The organism is Nocardia rhizosphaerihabitans, assembly GCF_014646295.1.
Classification (GTDB): Bacteria; Actinomycetota; Actinomycetes; order Mycobacteriales; family Mycobacteriaceae; genus Nocardia; species Nocardia rhizosphaerihabitans.
In genome coordinates this window covers 1-17908 of record NZ_BMNE01000015.1, presented here as the reverse complement: position 1 = coordinate 17908, position 17908 = coordinate 1, and the positions used below count along the sequence as shown (strand labels likewise).

Here is a 17908-nt window from a genome sequence, read left to right as displayed (position 1 = left end):
TTCACACAAGAACGGCGCGGCAACCGGATCCCGGTTGCCGCGCCGCTGCCTCGGTCAGCTCAGAGCGCTGCCTTGAGGATCAGGGTCAGCACCGCGGCGACGACGGCGACGCCGACGGCCGCGGCACCCCACACGACGCCCTGGCGCGCCCACGGGCGGCCGGCGTCGAGGGAGAAACGGCCCGGTCCGGTGAACGCCAGCGCGGCGGCGGCGATCGCGTAGACCAGCGGGCTGGAGAAGCCGGTGACCGACGGATCCGACGGGAACAGGCCGCCGCTCCACAGCACGTTGATCGCATTGATCATCGTGCCGACGACGATGGCCGCGGCGAGCGGGGTGAAGAGCCCGAAGACCAGCAGCAGGCCGCCGACCAGTTCGCTGAGCCCGGCCAGTGTTCCGAAGACCACGCCCGGGTTGTAGCCCATCGCCTCGAAGCCGTCGGTGGTGGCCTGCCAGCCCATGCCGTTGAACCAGCCGAACAACTTCTGGGCGCCGTAGGCGGCCATCAGGCCGCCGAAGCCGACGCGGAGCACGAGCAGTCCGATGCCGAGGGCATTGACCTCGTCGGCGGTATTGATGGGAGTGGTGCGGGTAGCGGTGTCGGTCATCGTTTCCTCATCTGCGATTCGATACATGCCCGCAACCGGACCGCAGTCCGATTGCCTCTTCCGGTCACAACCCTGGGTCCCGGGTCAACTATTTCACGCCGTTCCCGGCAGTTCTGTGACCCTGCTCACAAAAATGCGAAAAGGCCGCCCCGATCGGGACGGCCCTTCCAGATGAAAGAACTCAGCTCACCACGCCATGGTCGCGTAGCCGACGAGGGCGCTCTCCGACTCCTGCGACAGCTTCCAGGTGCCGTCGATATCCTTCCAGGTCACCGGGATCGGGAAGGAGTAGTCGCCGAGGCGGCTGTTCAGGGTGGCCGACAGGGTGTCGCCGTCCACGGTCACCGGACCCGAGACATCCCAGCTGTAACCGGGGATGCGGTTGACGGTGTCGCGGACGACCGCGAGGCCACCGGCGTTGCCCGACTCGAGCTCGGCCGCCGAACCGTTCATAGCCGCCTGCAGCTTGCCCTGCAGCTGACCGGCCGACGGCGTCGCCGGGGCGGCGATCGCGGCGGGAGCGGTGGCGACGACGGCAGCGGTGACCGGCGCGAAGATGGTGGCAACCGCCATCGACGCGGCAACGAGCGAGCGCTTCATAGGTAGATCTCCTTCAAGCTTGGCTAGGCTAGCCTAAGTATAGGCATACCTATGGTGCGAACACCTACTCGACCAAGAAGAAGAAGTACCCGAGGAACAGCACCATCAGCCCCCACATAGCCGGATGCACTTCCTTGTACCGGCCCCTGGCGACCATCACCACCGGGTAGAAGATCATGCCCATCGCCAGTCCGTTGGCGATCGAATAGGTCAGCGGCATCATGATGACGGTGAGGAACGCGGGCACCGAGTATTCGAGGTGCTGCCAGTCGATATCGCCGAGCGCACGCGCCATCAGCACACCGACCACGATCAGCGCGGGCGCGGTGACCTCGGCCGATCCGGCGATCACCGAGAACACCGGATAGCAGAACATCGCGATCAGGAACCAGCCGGCCGTGGTCACCGCCGTGAGACCGGTCCGGCCGCCCGCCGACACCCCGGCGGTCGATTCCACATAGGCGGTGGTGGTCGAGGTGCCGATGATCGCGCCCGCCGTGGTGCCGACCGAGTCGGCCGCCAGCGCACTCGCCGCGCGCGGCAGCGTGCCGTCCTTGTTCAGCAGCCCAGCTTGGTTGGCGACACCGATCAGCGTGCCCGAGGCGTCGAAGAAGTCGACGAACAGCATGGTCAGCACGACGACGATCATCTGCGCGGTGAAGGCTTCGGGCAGGTGGATGATCGCCTGACCGAAGGTCTGATCCAGACCCTTGGGCAGCTCGGCGATGCCGTCCGGCACCCCGACCAGCCCGGTCACCATGCCCAGGATCGTGGTCGCGACAATGCCGTACAGCACCGCGGCGTGCCAGCCGATCACCAGGAAGATCACCGTGACCACCAGGCCGAACAGCGCGAGCAGGGTGGTGCCCTTGGTGAAGTCGCCGAGGGCGACCAGCGTCGCGTCGCTGTTGACGACGATGCCCGCGTTCTTCAGACCGAGAAACGCGACGAACAGACCGATGCCGGCGCCGACCGCGAACTTCATCTGCAACGGAATCGCGTTGAGGATCCGTTCACGAACCTTGGTGACCGCGAGAATGAAGAAGATGATGCCCGAGAGCAACGTGCCCGACAGGGCCACCTGCCACGGGATGCCCATGCTGAGCACCACCGTGTAGGCGAAGAACGCGTTGAGGCCCATACCCGGCGCGAGCGCGATGGGGTACTTCGCCCAGATGCCCATGACCAGCGTGCCGAAGACCGCGGCCACCGCCGTCGCGGTGAACACCGCCTGCATCGGGATGCCCTTGTCGCCCAGCGCGCCCTCGTCACCGAGGATCGACGGATTCACCGCCAGCACATAGGACATCGCCAGGAACGTGACCGTGCCCGCCATCGCCTCGCGCTTGAAGGTGGACCCGCTCGACGTGACACCGAAGTATCTGTCGAGGCGCCCTCGGGCACGGGTTGCGACATCGCTGGCCATGACACTCCAGTCCGCGTTTCAAAAGAAGAATGACCCAGGAACGGTAGCGGAAAGTTCACTGAATCGAAGAACTCACCGCACCCGCCGCGGTGCAGGTCACGCCCCCGCTACGGCCACCAGCCCCAACTCGGCGTCGGAGGCGAGCAGCGCGTTGTGCGGCAGCACCCGCACGGTGTAGCCGACCGCACCGGACAGCGGCACTGGGGACTGCATGGAATACAGGTGGGTGCCGTCGTCGGTGCCGGCGTGCGCCATCTCGATGACGGTGGTGTCGGACAGGTCGTCGGTCGGCGACACCCGCCCGAGCACGGCCTGCACCACGACATCCGAGGGCGCGAGCCCGCCGAGTTCGACGCGCGCGTGCAGCGACAGTTCCGCGCCGATCACCGGGGTGTCGGGCAGACCGGAGCTGTCGACCTGCACGACCCGCACCGACGGCCACGCCGCGTCGACCCGCTTGCGGTACTCGGCGACCTGCGTGGCGCCGGCGAACTTGTCGGCGGCGGCCCGGCCGAACGCCGCGGCGGCGGGACCGTAGTACCGCTCGGCGTAGTCGCGCACCATGCGCGAGGCCAGCACCTGCGGGCTCGTGGTCTGCAAGGTGTGGCGCACCATCTCGGTCCAGCGGACCGGGACACCGGCGGCGTCGCGATCGTAGAAGCGGGGCGCGACGGTGCGTTCGACGAGTTCGTACAGCGCCGAGGCCTCGAGATCGTCGCGGCGGTGCTCGTCGCGGACGCCGTCGGCGGTGGGGATGCCCCAGCCGTTCTCGCCGTCGTACATCTCGTCCCACCAGCCGTCGCGGATGGACAGGTTGAGCCCGCCGTTGAGCGCGGACTTCATGCCGGAGGTGCCGCACGCCTCGAGCGGGCGCAGCGGATTGTTCAGCCACACATCGCAACCCCAGTACAGGTAGCGGGCCATCGACATGTCGTAGTCGGGCAGGAAGACGATGCGGTGCCGCACCGCGGGGTCGTCGGCGAAGCGCACGACCTGCTGGATCAGCGCCTTGCCGCCGTCGTCGGCGGGGTGACTCTTGCCCGCGACCACCAGCTGCACCGGACGCTCGGGATCGAGCAGCAGCGCACGCAGCCGTTCGGGGTCGCGCAGCATCAGAGTGAGGCGCTTGTAGGTCGGCACGCGGCGGGCGAAGCCGACGGTGAGCACATTCGGGTCGAAGACGTCGTCGATCCAGCCCAGCTCGGCGTCGGCCGCGCCACGCTGGTGCCAGGAGTCACGCAGCCTGCGTCGCACCTCGTCGATCAGCACGCCGCGCAAGGTGTTTCGCGTCGACCACAGCTGCCCGAGGTCGACATCACTGAGCTTCTCCCAGCCCCGCGCCTCCTCGACCAGTTCGGGGCCGACGAGCTCGCGGGCCTTGTCGATCCACTCCCGCGCCGCCCAGGTCGGTGCGTGCACGCCGTTGGTGACCGAGCCGATCGGCACCTCGGACGCGTCGAATCCCGGCCACAGCCCGGCGAACATCTCCCGGCTGACCTCGCCGTGCAGCTTCGAGACACCGTTGGCGCGCTGCGCCATCCGCAGACCCATGTGCGCCATGTTGAACACCGACGGATCGGACTCGCGCCCGAAGGCGAGAATCCGGTCGATGGAAAGCCCTGGCAGCAAAGCGGATTCGGATTCGCCGTGCGCGCCACCGAAGTAGCGGCGCACCAGCGGCATCGGGAACCGGTCGATGCCCGCGGGCACCGGGGTGTGCGTGGTGAAGACGGTGCCCGCCCGCACCGCGGCCAGCGCGGTGTCGAAATCCAGTCCGTCCGCGACGAATTCGCGGATGCGCTCGACCCCGAGGAAACCGGCGTGGCCCTCGTTCATATGGAAGACATCGGGATCGGGCAGGCCGTTGGCGCGGGTGTAGGCGCGCACCGCGCGGACACCGCCGATACCAGCCAGGATCTCCTGCTTGATCCGGTGATCCTGGTCGCCGCCGTAGAGCCGGTCGGTGACCGCGCGCAATTCCGGATCGTTCTCGGCGATATCGGAATCGAGCAGCAGCAACGGAATCCGGCCGACCTGGGCGATCCACACCCTGGCCCGCAGCACCCTGCCCTCCGGCATGCCGACATGGATCAGCACCGGCGACCCGTCGCTGGTGAGCAACCGCAACGGCAGACCCTGCGGATCCAGCGCCGGATAGTGCTCCATCTGCCAGCCGTCGGCCGACAGCGACTGCCGGAAATACCCGGAGCGATACAGCAGCCCGACCCCGATCAGCGGAAGCCCCAGATCGGACGCGGCTTTGAGGTGATCGCCGGCGAGGATGCCCAGACCACCGGAATAGTTCGGCAGCACCTCGGTGACGCCGAACTCCATCGAGAAATAGGCGATACCGGCCACGGCGGTTCCGGTCTGCTCCTGGAACCAGCGCGGCCGGGTCAGGTACTCCTGCAGACCGGCGGCGGCCGCGTCGACGCGGGCGGTGTACGCGGGATCGGCGGCGAGCTCGTCGAGCCGTTCGGCGGGCACCTCCCCCAGCATCCGCACCGGGTCCTGGCCGACGACGCGCCACAGCCGCGGGTCGAGTTCGGCGAACAGATCCTGCGTGGGGCCGTGCCACGACCACCGCAGGTTCGTCGACAACTCGCCCAGTGCGGCGAGCCGCTCCGGCAGATGGGCACGGACAGTGAACCGACGAAGTGCCTTCACCCGGCAAACAGTACCGACTGTTCCGCTGTGCCGCCTATCCGTGAATTCAGCGCGTCGTCCGGTAGCTCGGCTGTTGGCAGTCGGGGCTGCGTTGTGCGCGGGAGGACTGGGAGGCGGTTGGGGAGTTACCCATGTTCTTGTGTGATCAGTTGGTTGCGGCGGTCGGGGTGTCGGTCTCCTGGGTGAACTGGGGGGCGAATTCCAGGGTGGGTGGGACTTCGGTGATGACGTCGATCAGGACGCCGGAGGGGTCGGTGATGATGAAGTGGCGTTGGCCGAAGTCTTCGGTGCGCAGTTCGAGTTCTGCCTTCAGGCCGCCGGTTACCACGAGCCGTTCCCACTCCGTGTCGACGTTGTCGACTTCGAAGTTCAGGACGATGCCCTGGACCGGTTTGCCGTAGCCGGCGGGGATGGTCGGGTGGGTTGGGTCGAGTAGGGCCAGCTCGTAGGTGGGTTCGCCGTCGGTGCCGGGGCGGCGCAGGCTGACGTACCAGTCGGCCTCGAAGGTGATCTCGAAGCCGAACCAGCGTGTGTAGAAGTCGCGGGATTCGGCGATCTGGGTGGTGGCGAGGACCGGGTAGAAGCTGCTCAGTGCCATGATGATTTCCCTTTCACATACCGTCGGTATGTGTCGTAGGCTAGTTCACATACCGGCGGTAGGTCAATGGGAGGACGGCGATGACAGCGACGACGCGGACGCAGCAGCGGGAGGAGACGCGGCGGGTGCTGCTGGCGCAGAGCAGGCGGCTGTTCGCCGCGAAAGGGTATGCGGCCGTTGGCTTGTCGGAGATCGTGGCGGCGTCCGGGGTCACCAAGGGGGCGCTGTACCACCACTTCGACAGCAAGGCCGAGCTGTTCAAGGCGGTGCTGACGCAGGTCCAGGAGCAGGTCGGGGCGCAGGTAGCCGCCGCCGCGGATGCCGAACCGGATCCGTGGGCACAGCTGGCCACCGGCTGCGCCGCGTTCCTACGGGCCTGCGCCGACCCCCTGGTCCAGCGCATCATGCTGATCGACGGCCCGGCTGTGCTCGGCTGGCACGAATGGCGCGCCATGGACGAGGCCAACTCGGAGCGCCACCTGCACGAAGCGCTCCAATCACTGATCGACGCCGGGATACTCCCGCGGCAACCGGTCGCCCCGCTGACCCAGCTGCTCTCCGGCGCGATGAACGAGGCCGCCCTGTGGCTGGCCACCACCGCCGACCCCGACGCACTTCCCGACACCATCGCCGCGCTCGACCGGCTCCTCGCGGGCCTGCGCGCCGCCTGACGTCGTGAAACTCGCTGACACGGGGCCCGTGGCACCCCGGCGCCGCGGCCCCCGCCCGCCGGAAATGCAGTAGGTTTGTGCGGTGACCGGCCGGATTGCCATCGATGACATCGCCCCGTCGATACCCGGCGGACGCCCGGCCAAGGCCGCGGTGGGCGAGGTGTTTCCCGTCCGCGCCGTCGTGTGGCGCGAGGGCCACGACGCCGTGGCCGCGACGCTGGCCGTCCGCGCACCCGGCTCCTCGCGCATCACCCGCATCCGGATGACGCCCGACTACGAACCGGACGTCTTCAACGCGATCTTCACCCCGAACACCCCCGGCACCTGGACCTTCCGCATCGAGGGCTGGAGCGACCCGATCGCGACCTGGCGTTCGGCCGTCGAGGCCAAGCTCGCGGTCGGCCAGAGCGCCGCCGATCTGGCCAATGACCTCGAGATCGGCGCCACCCTCTTCGAGCGGGCCGCCCAGCTGGTCCCGAAGAAGCAGTTCGAACGACTGCGCGCCGCCGCCACCGCCCTGCGCAGCGACGAGCAGCTCCCCGCCCGGGTGGCTCCCGCGTTCTCCGAGGAGGTCGCGGAAATCCTGCGCGCGACCCCGCTGCGCGAGATGGTCACCCGCGGCGCCCAGCACTCGGTGCTGGTGGAGCGCCGCCGCGCACTGGTGGGGTCGTGGTACGAGTTCTTCCCGCGCTCGACCGGCGGCTGGGACGCCGACGGCAACCCCGTGCACGGCACCCTCGCGACCGCCGCCCGCGAACTCCCCCGCATCGCGGGCATGGGTTTCGACGTGGTGTACCTGCCGCCGATCCACCCGGTCGGCGAGATCAATCGCAAGGGCCGCAACAACACCCTCACCACCGAACCCGGTGATGTCGGTTCGCCGTGGGCCATCGGCTCGGCCGAGGGCGGCCACGACGCGATCCATCCCCTGCTCGGCTCCGAGGCCGATTTCACCGAGTTCGTCGCCACCGCACAGGGTCTCGGCCTGGAAGTCGCACTCGACCTCGCCCTGCAGTGCGCACCGGACCACCCGTGGGTGCAGGCCCACCCGGAGTGGTTCACCACTCTGCCCGACGGCACCATCGCCTTCGCGGAGAACCCGCCGAAGAAGTACCAGGACATCTACCCGGTCAACTTCGACAACGATCCCGACGGCCTCTACGCCGAGGTGCTGCGGGTGGTGCGGCACTGGATCGCCTTGGGCGTCACCATCTTCCGCGTCGACAACCCGCACACCAAGCCCGCCGACTTCTGGGAGTGGCTGATCGCGCAGGTGCGCCGCACCGACCCCGACGTGATCTTCCTGTCCGAGGCGTTCACCCGCCCGGCCCGGCTCTACGGCCTGGCGCGCCGCGGCTTCAGCCAGTCCTACACGTATTTCACCTGGCGCGTGTACAAGTGGGAGCTCACCGAATTCGGCAACGAGCTGGCCGCCAAGGCCGACGAGGCAAGGCCGAACCTGTTCGTGAACACCCCCGACATCCTGCACGAGAGCCTGCAGCACGGCGGTCCTGGCATGTTCGCCGTTCGCGCCGTCCTCGCCGCGACACTGTCCCCCACGTGGGGCGTGTATTCCGGCTACGAGCTGTTCGAGCACGAGGCGGTGCGTCCAGGCAGCGAGGAATACCTGGACTCGGAGAAGTACGAACTGCGGCCCCGCGATTTCGCCGGCGCGCTCGCCCGCGGTGAATCGCTGGAACCGTGGCTGACCCGGCTCAACGAGATCCGCCGCGCCCACCCCGCGCTACAGCAGTTGCGCTGCATCCACTTCCACTCGATCGACAACGACGCGCTGCTCGCGTATTCCAAGTTCGATCCGATCTCCGGTGACGCGGTGCTGGTGATCGTGAACCTGAACCCGTACGGCGCCGAGCAGGGTCACATCTCGCTGGACCTGCCCGCGATCGGCCGCGAATGGCACGACCACCCGGTGGTGTTCGACGAGGTCAGCGGCGAGGAATACCACTGGGGGCAAACCAATTTCGTGCGCTTGGACCCCGCCCGCGCCCCCGCGCACATCCTGGCTTTGCCCGCTGTCCCCGCCGCCGCCCGAGCACCGCTGGCCTATCGCAGGACATTCTGATGAAGCGCCGCGACCTGATGCTGCTGGCGGCGGGCACCCATCCCGACCCGCACACCGTCCTCGGCGCGCACCCGCACGCCGACGGCACCGCGGTCCGGGTGCTGCGCCCGCACGCCGAGACGGTGACCGTGCTGGTCGGCGCCACCGAGCATCCGCTGAAGTCGTTGGGGCACGGCGTATTCGCCGCCGTCCTGCCGTATCCGCAGATCGACGACTACCGCGTGCGCACCGAATACCCCGGCGGTCCGGCGGTCATCGCCGCCGACGGCTACCGCTTCCTGCCCACCGTCGGCGAGTTCGATCTGCACCTGATCGGCGAAGGCCGCCACACCCGGCTGTGGGAGGTGCTCGGCGCGCATCCGCGGCACTACACCACCCTCGACGGCGATGTCGACGGCACCTCGTTCGCGGTGTGGGCGCCGAATGCCCGCGGCGTCACCGTCTTCGGCGATTTCGACCACTGGAGCGGCAGCTCGGCGCCGATGCGCGCGCTCGGCACGTCCGGGGTGTGGGAGGTGTTCGTGCCCGGCGTCGGGCCGGGCACGCGCTACAAGTACCGGGTGCACTGCGCCGACGGGCGCGTCGTCGATCACGCCGATCCACTGGCCTTTTCGACCGAGGTGCCGCCCGCGACGGCGTCGGTGGTCAGCCGCGCCGATCACGTGTGGACCGACAGCGCGTGGCTGGACCGCCGCGCGCGCACCGACGCCACCCACTCCCCCATGAGCGTCTACGAGGTGCACCTCGGGTCGTGGCGTCCCGGCCTCGGCTACCGCGAACTGGCCCACCAGCTCGCCGACTACGTGCGCACGACCGGCTTCACCCATGTCGAACTGCTGCCGGTCGCCGAGCATCCGTTCGGCGGCTCGTGGGGCTACCAGGTCACCTCCTACTACGCGCCCACCTCCCGCTTCGGCAGTCCCGACGACTTCCGCTACTTCGTCGACCACCTGCACAACGCGGGCATCGGCGTGCTGCTGGACTGGGTGCCCGCGCACTTCCCGCGCGACGAATGGGCGCTGGCCCGCTTCGACGGCACCCCGCTCTACGAACATCCCGACCCGCGCCGCGGCGAGCAACTCGACTGGGGCACCTACGTTTTCGACTTCGGCCGCAACGAGGTCCGCAACTTCCTGGTCGCCAACGCCGCGTTCTGGATCGAGGAATTCCACATCGACGGCCTGCGCGTCGACGCGGTCGCCTCCATGCTCTACCTGGACTACTCGCGCCCCGAGGGCGGCTGGGAACCGAATGTCTACGGCGGCAGGGAGAACCTGGAAGCCGTCGACTTCCTGCAGGAACTCAACGACACCGTGCACCGCGCCTACCCTGGCGTCGTCACCGTCGCGGAGGAGTCGACCACCTGGCCCGGCGTCACCCGCGGCACCGATGTCGGCGGCCTCGGTTTCACCATGAAGTGGAACATGGGCTGGATGCACGACACCCTCGGCTACCTGGGCCGCGACCCGATCCACCGGTCCTGGCACCACAACGAGATGACGTTCTCGCTGGTCTACGCGTGGAGCGAGAACTACGTGCTGCCGATCAGCCACGACGAGGTCGTGCACGGCAAGGGCACGCTGTGGACGCGGATGCCCGGCGACGACTTCGCCAAGGCGAGCGGCGTGCGCGCCCTGCTCGCCTACATGTGGTCACACCCCGGCAAGCAACTGCTGTTCATGGGCCAGGAGTTCGGCCAGTTCCGCGAATGGGACAACGACCGCGGCCTGGACTGGCACGAGCTGGAAAACCCGCTGCACCAGGGCATTTCAACGATGGTCGCCGACCTCAACCGCACCTACACCGCGCATCCGGCGCTCTGGAGCCAGGACACCACCCCCGGCGGGCACTCCTGGATCGAGGCCGACGACAGCGCGGCGAATGTCTTCGCGTTCCTGCGCTGGGGCTCCGACGGCAGCGCGGTCGCCTGTGTCTTCAACTTCTCCGGATCGACCAGGGAGAACTACCGGATCGGCCTGCCGCACGCCGGTTCCTGGCGCGAGATCCTCAATACCGACGCCCAGGAATACGGCGGCTCCGGCGTCGGCAACCTCGGTGTGGTCACCGCCGACGACACCGCCTGGCACGGCCGCCCCGCCTCGGCCACCGTCACCCTGGCCCCGAACAGCGCGGCCTGGCTGGCCGCCGAGCGCTGAGCTCAGGCCTCGAGGTCGACGCGGATGGTCAGCAGGTCGGTGCCGACCGCGCGCACGGCGGCGCTGTTGTAGCGCGGGAGCGCACGCAGCCGGGCCCGCGGATCGTCGTCGTGCACCAGATGGGCGACGCCGCTGTGCCAGCGCCCGTGCAGCCGCACGCGCACCCGGTTGTCGGCCATGATGTTGCGCACGTACTGCGAACGCTCACCGAACTCGGAGACCAGCCAGAACTGGTCTCCGGTCCGGCGCCCACCGATCGGCGTGATCCGCGGCTGCCCGCTCACCCGCCCAGTGGTCTCGAGCAACTGATGGCCGGGCAGTCTGCGCACGACCCGGTTGAGCGGCCGCTGGAACGCGGTCACGATCCGATGCTGAATATCCTTCTTGGAACCCATGTTTCGACCGTAGCTCAGCCCTTGGTCGCGACGTAGTAGGTGTTGAGCGGATCACCGTCGACATGATGGGTCTGCACGTCGGTGAACCCGGCGTCGGCGAGCATCGACAGCGCACGCTGCTCACCCCAGACCGTGCCGAGCCCATCGCCACCCTGCCCCAGCGACACCGACATGCAGTGCATCGTCGAGATCGCGTACAGGAACGGGCCGAGCGGCAGGTCGATGTTCTCCTCGAGCATGCTCGAGGCGTGGATGTCGACCATCAGGAAGACACCGTCGGAGCGCAGCGCGGCGGAGATGTTGGCCAGCACCCGCGCCGGATGCGCCTGGTCGTGGATCGCGTCGAAGACGGTGATCAGATCGCAGGTTCCCGGCACATTCAGCGCCGCGACATCCTGGACGACGAACTCGACATTGGTCAGGCCCATCGCCTCGGCCTCGGCCCGGCCCGCCGCGATCGCGTCGGCGGAGAAGTCGTAGCCGCGGAACCGGCTGGCCGGGAACGCCCGCGCCATCAGGTTCACCGCGTGGCCGCTGCCGCACGCGATATCGGCGACGTCCATCCCCATCAGCAGCCGGTCGGTCAGCCCGGGCGACATCGGCAGCACCACATCGATCAGCGCGGCGTCGAACACCTCGGCGCTCTCCTCCGCCATCAGCGCGTGGAAATGGGCGTAGTCGTCATAGGACAGGCCACCGCCGATCCGGAACCGTTCGACGATCTTGGGCTCCACCTCGCCGAGCTGGGCGATGAACTGCATGATCCTGGCCAGGTTGTCCGGGCCCGCTGCCCTGGTCAGGCTCGCCGCGTGCGCGGGCGGCAGGGTGTAGGTGGCGGTCGGCGGGTCGTAGCGCACGATGCCCGCGGTGGTGACGGCGCCGAGCCATTCGCGGACATAGCGCTCGTCCAGCTCGGCCGCCGCGGCGAGGTCCGAACTGGTCGCGCCCGGGTTGGCGGCCATGGTGTCGAACAGCCCGACCTGGTGGCCCATGCTGATCATCAGGGCGGTGCTCGCGTGGTCGAGCATTTCGATCATCGTGCCTGCGAAGGCTTCCACCTCGGCCTGGTCCGGCGCGGCCGAATGGTCGAGTGAGGTCATATCGTTCTCCTCCGGTCAGCTCGCGGCCGGTGCCGCGGGTCTACCGGAGATACGACGGGGCCGTCCCGGCAGTTCAGCCGGGACGGTCCCAAAGTAGGTTGGCGCGCGTCAGTACAGCGCGGTGGCCAGCTTGCGACGGGCCGCGACCACGAAGGGCTCGGCCTGATCGAACAGCTCGAACAGCTCGAGCAGGCGGGTGCGCGCCTTGGTGCGGTCGTCGCCCGCGGTGCGCTTGATGACGGCGATGATCCGTTCGAACGCGGCCTCGGGGCGCTGCTCGAGCAGTTCCACGTCGGCGGCGTCGAGGGCGGCGTCCAGATTCGCCGGATCGGCGTCGGCGGTGGCGACCACGGCCGGATCGATCTGCTGGGCCCTGGTCAGGAAGCGCAGCTGGCGCAGGGCCGCCTTGGCTTCCTCGTTGGCGGGTTCCTCGGCCAGGATCGCCTCGTAGGCCGCCTCGGCGCCGGTGATGTCACCCTCGGCCAGGGCGTCCTCGGCGGCGGTGAAGCGCGGGTCCTCGACCTCGGGCTCCGGACCGTCGGGGTCGCCCTCGAGCTTGCCCGCCGTCGCATCCATGACCGCGTCCAGCCACTGCCGGACCTGGGCCTCGGGCTGGGCGCCCTCGAAGTCGGCCAGCGGCTGCCCACCCGCCACCGCGATCACGGTGGGAATGCCCTGCACGCGCAGCGCCTGCACGATGTTCATGTTCGGCTCGGCCTCGATGGCGGCCAGATCCCAGGCGCCCCGATCGTCGGCATTGAGCCGTTCCAGCGTGCGGATCAGCTCGACGCTGCCCGGGCTGCGCTGCGAGTACAGCGCGACCACCACGGGCACCTGCATCGAGCGCCGGATGACCTTGGTCTCGAAATCCGCCTCGGTCACCGAGTGGTTCCCCGAGGCCGCAGGCGCACCGCCGGGAGCGGCGGGCGGCTGCTTCAGCGCGGACAGATCCACCGCGCCGGACATAGCGGCGGCAGCGGCGGGCGAAGGACGACGGGCAGCGGGTCGAGTCACAGTTTCCAGTTTGTCACGAAGCCGTCGGCGCGGCTGCCGGGGAGCCCTTCGCGGCGCCGGTGCTCAGCTCGCCGAGCTGACCGGTGCGCACCGCCCAGACCTCGAAGATCACGGTGAACAGCGGCGGAATGCTCGACGCCAGCGCCAGCACGGTGGTCTTCCAGCTCCAGTTGAGCTCGCGCGCGGCCAGCAGCGCGGTGATCACGAACAGCACGAAGATGCCGCCGTGCACCGGCCCGAAGATCTTCACGCCGATCTCGTTGCCCTCGGCGGGGATGTACTTGAACGCCATACCGGTCAGCAGGCCGATCCACGACAGTGCCTCGAGCACCGCGAAGAACCGGAAACGACTGGCAGTGGACCGCAGATCGAAGAAACCCATACCAGCCATTGTGCCGGATGAGCTACAGCACGTAGTAGTTGGACCGCTCACACTTCGGGCCCCCGCGCTCGACAGCGCGGGGGCCCGAAGTGGACGACCAGAATCAGGCAGGCACGCGGATGATCAGCGCGTCGCCCTGACCGCCACCGCCACACAGCGCGGCCGCGCCGACGCCGCCACCGCGCCGCTTCAGCTCCAGCGCCAGGTGCAGCAGGATGCGCGCACCGGACATGCCGAGCGGGTGGCCGATGGAGATGGCGCCACCGTTGACGTTGACCTTCTCCGGGTCATAGCCCAGCTTCTTGGTCGAGGACACACCGACGGCCGCGAAGGCCTCGTTGATCTCGATCAGATCCAGCTCGGCCGGGGTGATGCCTTCCTTCGCGCACGCGGCGAGGATCGCGTTGGCCGGCTGGTCCTGCAGGGTCGAGTCCGGACCGGCGACCTGACCGGCGGCGCCGATCTCGGCGATCCACTCCAGCCCCAGCTCCTCGGCCTTGGCCTTGCTCATCACGATCACCGCGGCGGCGCCGTCGGAGATCTGCGAGGCGGTACCCGCGGTGACGGTGCCGTCCTTGCGGAAGGCCGGACGCAGCTTGCCCAGCGACTCGACGGTGGTGTCGGCGCGGATGCCCTCGTCGGTGGTGACGTAGATCGGGTCGCCCTTGCGCTGCGGCACTGCGACCGGCACGACCTCGTCCTCGAACACACCGTTCTTCCACGCGGCGGCGGCACGCTGGTGCGAGGCCGCGGCCAGCGCGTCCTGCTCCTCGCGGCTGACCTTGTCCAGGTCGTTGCGGTCCTCGGTCAGCAGACCCATCGCCTGATCGGTGATCACGTCGTGCAGGCCGTCGTAGGCCATGTGGTCGACCAGGGTGGTGTCGCCGTACTTGTGGCCCTCACGGCTCTTGGGCAGCAGGTGCGGGGTCTGGCTCATCGACTCCATGCCACCGGCCACGACGATCTCGTGCTCGCCGGCGCGGATCAGCTGATCGGCCAGCGCGATCGCGTTGATGCCCGACAGGCAGACCTTGTTGATCAGCAGCGACGGCACATCCATCGGGATGCCGGCGGCGATCGCGGCCTGGCGGGCGGGCAGCTGCCCGGCGCCTGCCTGCAGCACCTGACCGAGGATGACGTAGTCGACCTGCTCGGGCGCCACACCACCCTTCTCCAGCGCCGCCTTGATGGCCACACCGGCCAGATCCGAGGCCTTGAAGTCCTTCAGACCGCCCAGGAGCCTGCCGACCGGGGTACGCGCACCGGACACGATGACAGAAGTCGTCACGAAAGCCTCGCATTCATTGAGTCGAACCTCGCCGCGATGCACACAGCGCTCAGCCGTGCACGTCAAGGGTTGCACTCAACGGTAACCGGTATCGGAGCACACCCGGCAAGCAGGTACGCGCTAGCTTCGAGGAGTGAGCAACGACAACATCATCCCCGCCGACTACGTCATCGCCGTCGACCACGTGGGCATCGCCGTGCCCGACCTCGACGCCGCCGTCGCCTGGTACACCGACAATCTCGGCATGGTCGAGACCCATCGCGAGGTCAACGAGGCCCAGGGCGTCGTCGAGGCGATGCTGTCGTGCCCCGCGGCGGCCGACCGCGCGACCGCGCTGCAGTTGCTGGCCCCGCTGACCCCGGAGTCGACGATCGCCAAGTTCATCGACCGCAGCGGACCGGGCCTGCAGCAGCTGGCCTACCGGGTCACCGACATCGAGGCCGTTTCGGACTTCCTGCGCGCCCGCGGCCTGCGTTTGCTGTACGAAGCGCCTCGTCACGGCACTGCCGATTCCCGCATCAATTTCATCCATCCGAAGGATGCTGGCGGTGTGCTGGTCGAGCTCGTCGAGCCGAACCCGAATGTTACGCACTAGTAGGCGGATACGGTTGGTAAATCTCGGCGAGATCACAATCACGGTCGAGTCTCCATACGCTCGCTCGAGGCTGTATTTTGTGTGCCATGTCGTCACCTGAGTCCGATCGCAATCGCTTCGTTGCACTGCCCTTCACCGTTGTGCGCAAGGGTTATGCGCAAGACGAGGTGCGCAACTACTTCGACCGCTTCGACGCCGAGCTTCGCGTCACCGCCACCGACCGGGATGCTGCCGCCGCGCAGGCCCGGAATCTCGCCAGCCAGCTGGAAGACGCGCGGGACGAGATCGACGAGCTCCGCAAGGAGGTCGACCGGCTTTCCGTGCCGCCGACCACCGCCGAAGGAATGTCCGACCGTATCTCGCGCATGCTGCGCCTCGCCTCGGACGAAGCGTCCGAGGTCCGCGCGCTGGCGCAGGCCGAGGCCGCCGAGATGGTGTCGATCGCCGAGCAGCAGGCCACCGAGATGCGTGGCAAGTACGAGTCGCTGCTCGCGGAGACCAAGGAGAAGCGCGAGGCGCTCGAGATCGAGTTCGAGCAGACCCTCGCGAACGCGCGCACCGAGTCCGCCAAGATCATCGAGGCCGCCCAGGCCGATGTGGAACGTCTCGGTAAGGAGGCCGAGGCCAAGCGCAAGGCCACCCAGCAGGACTTCGAGGCCACCATGAACGATCGGCGCACCAAGCTGACTCGTGCCATGGAGGAGCTCGAGGCCACCAGTCGCGCCGAGGCCGCCCAGCGGATCAAGGACGCGACCGATGAGTCGAACCGCCTCATCAGCTCCGCCACCCAGACCTCCGAGCGCAAGATCGCGCACGCGAAGGAACTGGCCGAGGAGATGCGCGTGCTGCGCGGCCGCGTCCTGGCCCAGCTGCTCGGTATCCGCGGTCAGCTCGATTCGGTGCCCGCCATGCTCGCGGCGGTCAACCGGGAGAGCGAGCTGCTCGACGGCGCCCCCGAGCGCAAGTCCATCAGCAACAACGGCAACAACAAGTCCGTGTCCGGCTCGCGCCAGACCAAGGCCATCCCCGAGGTCGCCGATGACGACTCCGACATCGTCGACGAGGACCGCGAGAACGCCGACATCAGCAACTGACGTCGGACCTGCGACGACATCGGCTCCACCCCGATAGTTGAAGAACCGAAGGCCGCCTCGAATGTTCGAGGCGGCCTTCGGTTTTCGTCGTCTTGCGGTTCAGGACCAGCGGCGGGTGATGCCGCGGGTTCGCCTGCCGTTCCAGCATCCCTGATGCCAGTGCCTGCGGTCGTCCTCGCCGCCCTCGGCGGCCCAGGCGACGATATGGGCGACGCCGGGGGCGATCTCGTGATCGCAACCGGGGCACCGATAGGTCTTGACCGCCCTGGCACCGGGAACCGTTCGGACGATGTAGGTTTCGTCGCCGGGCCCGTCCTCGGTGCGCCCGTACACGTCCCCGATGGGCACCGGATCGCTACGTCGCCCGGAGCGTGGTTTACGTCGCGGCATGGTTCCCAGCCTAGAAGAGGCGGAAAACGTTGCTCTCCGTGCCACGCAGCTCGTCGTAATCGAGCGTGAGGCAGCGGATCCCCCGGTCCTCGGCGAGCGTGCGCGCCTGCGGCTTGATCTGCTGGGCGGCGAACACGCCGGCGACCGGGGCAAGCAGCGGATCGCGATTGAGCAGTTCCAGGTAGCGGGTGAGCTGTTCGACGCCGTCGATCTCACCGCGCCGCTTGATCTCCACCGCCACCGTCGCGCCGTCGGCGTCGCGGCACAGCAGGTCAACGGGACCGATGGCGGTCATGTATTCGCGCCGGATGAGGGTGTACCCCTCGCCCAGCTTCGTCACGTGTTCGGCGAGCAGTTCCTGCAGATGCGCTTCCACGCCGTCCTTGACCAGGCCCGGATCGACGCCGAGTTCGTGCGAGGAGTCGTGCTCGATGTCCTCGATGGTGATGCGCAGTTCCTCGCCGGCCTTGTTGGTCACCACCCACAGCGCCTTGATGGTGTCCGGCAGCGCCGTCTTGCCCTCCCGCAGCGGCGTCACACCGTTGGGCAGCTCCGCGGGGACCAGGGTCGCGATATCGCGCTCCTCCAGCCAGCACGGCGGGCTCATCCAGTTCAGCGGCTTGTACGAGCCGCCATCGGAGTGCACGAGCACCGAGCCGTCGGCCTTGATCAGCAGCAATCGGCGAGCCATCGGAAGGTGGGCGGTCAGTCGGCCGACGTAGTCGACCTGGCAACGAGCAATGACAAGGCGCACCCAAGCACTGTAGGTGACGGTTCCGGGAACGCAAAAAGGCCCTCCAACCATAGGTTGGAGGGCCTTTCGCAATGATGTTCCGGCGGT

Annotated in this window: 17 protein-coding genes; 5 read left to right on the top strand and 12 right to left on the bottom strand. The window is 68.3% G+C overall.

The features are described from left to right. Positions 1-59: 59 nt before the first annotated feature. The 5 genes from IEY60_RS34255 to IEY60_RS34235 form a co-directional block, all read right to left on the bottom strand. On the bottom strand, positions 60-608 hold the full coding sequence (locus tag IEY60_RS34255; RefSeq protein WP_189034706.1) for a DoxX family protein: 549 nt from the start codon (positions 606-608) through the stop codon (positions 60-62). A gap of 186 nt (positions 609-794) precedes the next feature. Next, a complete protein-coding gene (locus IEY60_RS34250) occupies positions 795-1208 on the bottom strand; it encodes an MTB12 C-terminal domain-containing protein (protein ID WP_189034705.1) in 414 nt (137 codons plus the stop codon). Positions 1209-1272: 64 nt separating this feature from the next. Continuing rightward, positions 1273-2634, bottom strand: a complete 1362-nt coding sequence (locus IEY60_RS34245) for an NCS2 family permease (RefSeq protein ID WP_308426158.1) — start codon at positions 2632-2634, stop codon at positions 1273-1275. A 96-nt stretch (positions 2635-2730) separates the two neighbouring features. Next, on the bottom strand, positions 2731-5301 hold the full coding sequence (glgP, locus tag IEY60_RS34240; RefSeq protein ID WP_189034704.1) for an alpha-glucan family phosphorylase: 2571 nt from the start codon (positions 5299-5301) through the stop codon (positions 2731-2733). Between the two features lie 145 nt (positions 5302-5446). Then, positions 5447-5899: a VOC family protein gene (locus tag IEY60_RS34235; RefSeq protein WP_189034703.1), complete on the bottom strand. Its 453-nt coding sequence runs from the start codon at positions 5897-5899 to the stop codon at positions 5447-5449. A gap of 80 nt (positions 5900-5979) precedes the next feature. Here IEY60_RS34235 and IEY60_RS34230 point away from each other — a divergent pair, with 80 nt between their 5' ends. The 3 genes from IEY60_RS34230 (at position 5980) to glgB (ending at position 10809) form a co-directional block, all read left to right on the top strand. After that, positions 5980-6570: a TetR/AcrR family transcriptional regulator gene (locus tag IEY60_RS34230; protein ID WP_189034702.1), complete on the top strand. Its 591-nt coding sequence runs from the start codon at positions 5980-5982 to the stop codon at positions 6568-6570. A gap of 82 nt (positions 6571-6652) precedes the next feature. Then, positions 6653-8653, top strand: a complete 2001-nt coding sequence (locus IEY60_RS34225; protein WP_189034701.1) for an alpha-1,4-glucan--maltose-1-phosphate maltosyltransferase — start codon at positions 6653-6655, stop codon at positions 8651-8653. Further along, on the top strand, positions 8653-10809 hold the full coding sequence (gene glgB, locus IEY60_RS34220; protein ID WP_189034700.1) for a 1,4-alpha-glucan branching protein GlgB: 2157 nt from the start codon (positions 8653-8655) through the stop codon (positions 10807-10809). The genes IEY60_RS34225 and glgB overlap by 1 nt, the downstream gene beginning before the upstream one ends. Before the next feature lie 2 nt (positions 10810-10811). Here glgB and IEY60_RS34215 read toward each other — a convergent pair whose 3' ends face one another. From IEY60_RS34215 to IEY60_RS34195, 5 genes are all read right to left on the bottom strand, one after another. Next, the gene (locus tag IEY60_RS34215) at positions 10812-11204 is read right to left on the bottom strand and encodes a nitroreductase/quinone reductase family protein (RefSeq protein ID WP_189034699.1); all 393 of its coding nucleotides are present in this window, start codon (positions 11202-11204) and stop codon (positions 10812-10814) included. Positions 11205-11218: 14 nt separating this feature from the next. Further along, the gene (locus tag IEY60_RS34210; protein ID WP_189034698.1) at positions 11219-12304 is read right to left on the bottom strand and encodes a class I SAM-dependent methyltransferase; all 1086 of its coding nucleotides are present in this window, start codon (positions 12302-12304) and stop codon (positions 11219-11221) included. Positions 12305-12412: 108 nt separating this feature from the next. Next, entirely contained in the window at positions 12413-13270 is an 858-nt protein-coding gene (locus IEY60_RS34205) for a tetratricopeptide repeat protein (RefSeq protein WP_189034749.1), read from the bottom strand. A 61-nt stretch (positions 13271-13331) separates the two neighbouring features. After that, the gene (locus IEY60_RS34200) at positions 13332-13709 is read right to left on the bottom strand and encodes a DUF3817 domain-containing protein (RefSeq protein WP_189034697.1); all 378 of its coding nucleotides are present in this window, start codon (positions 13707-13709) and stop codon (positions 13332-13334) included. A gap of 94 nt (positions 13710-13803) precedes the next feature. Then, positions 13804-14988, bottom strand: coding sequence for an acetyl-CoA C-acetyltransferase (locus tag IEY60_RS34195; RefSeq protein ID WP_189034696.1), 1185 nt, complete (start codon positions 14986-14988; stop codon positions 13804-13806). A 133-nt stretch (positions 14989-15121) separates the two neighbouring features. On the opposite strand from IEY60_RS34195, the gene mce reads away from it, so the two are divergent. Continuing rightward, positions 15122-15583, top strand: coding sequence for a methylmalonyl-CoA epimerase (gene mce / locus IEY60_RS34190; RefSeq protein ID WP_189034695.1), 462 nt, complete (start codon positions 15122-15124; stop codon positions 15581-15583). 86 nt (positions 15584-15669) lie between these two features. Further along, positions 15670-16677, top strand: coding sequence for a coiled-coil domain-containing protein (locus IEY60_RS34185; RefSeq protein ID WP_189034694.1), 1008 nt, complete (start codon positions 15670-15672; stop codon positions 16675-16677). A 99-nt stretch (positions 16678-16776) separates the two neighbouring features. Here IEY60_RS34185 and IEY60_RS34180 read toward each other — a convergent pair whose 3' ends face one another. Together IEY60_RS34180 and nucS are read right to left on the bottom strand one after the other, a co-directional pair. Further along, positions 16777-17067, bottom strand: a complete 291-nt coding sequence (locus tag IEY60_RS34180) for an Rv1322 family protein (RefSeq protein WP_189034693.1) — start codon at positions 17065-17067, stop codon at positions 16777-16779. Positions 17068-17077: 10 nt separating this feature from the next. After that, positions 17078-17821, bottom strand: coding sequence for an endonuclease NucS (gene nucS, locus IEY60_RS34175; RefSeq protein WP_189034692.1), 744 nt, complete (start codon positions 17819-17821; stop codon positions 17078-17080). Positions 17822-17908: the final 87 nt, after the last annotated feature.

Coding starts and splice junctions, on each gene's coding strand:
- IEY60_RS34255 (WP_189034706.1), bottom strand. CDS start 608: ATGACCGACACCGCTACCCGCACCACTCCCATCAATACCGCCGACGAG.
- IEY60_RS34250 (WP_189034705.1), bottom strand. CDS start 1,208: ATGAAGCGCTCGCTCGTTGCCGCGTCGATGGCGGTTGCCACCATCTTC.
- IEY60_RS34245 (WP_308426158.1), bottom strand. CDS start 2,634: ATGGCCAGCGATGTCGCAACCCGTGCCCGAGGGCGCCTCGACAGATAC.
- IEY60_RS34235 (WP_189034703.1), bottom strand. CDS start 5,899: ATGGCACTGAGCAGCTTCTACCCGGTCCTCGCCACCACCCAGATCGCC.
- IEY60_RS34230 (WP_189034702.1), top strand. CDS start 5,980: ATGACAGCGACGACGCGGACGCAGCAGCGGGAGGAGACGCGGCGGGTG.
- glgB (WP_189034700.1), top strand. CDS start 8,653: ATGAAGCGCCGCGACCTGATGCTGCTGGCGGCGGGCACCCATCCCGAC.
- IEY60_RS34215 (WP_189034699.1), bottom strand. CDS start 11,204: ATGGGTTCCAAGAAGGATATTCAGCATCGGATCGTGACCGCGTTCCAG.
- IEY60_RS34210 (WP_189034698.1), bottom strand. CDS start 12,304: ATGACCTCACTCGACCATTCGGCCGCGCCGGACCAGGCCGAGGTGGAA.
- IEY60_RS34205 (WP_189034749.1), bottom strand. CDS start 13,270: ATGTCCGGCGCGGTGGATCTGTCCGCGCTGAAGCAGCCGCCCGCCGCT.
- IEY60_RS34200 (WP_189034697.1), bottom strand. CDS start 13,709: ATGGCTGGTATGGGTTTCTTCGATCTGCGGTCCACTGCCAGTCGTTTC.
- IEY60_RS34185 (WP_189034694.1), top strand. CDS start 15,670: ATGTCGTCACCTGAGTCCGATCGCAATCGCTTCGTTGCACTGCCCTTC.
- IEY60_RS34180 (WP_189034693.1), bottom strand. CDS start 17,067: ATGCCGCGACGTAAACCACGCTCCGGGCGACGTAGCGATCCGGTGCCC.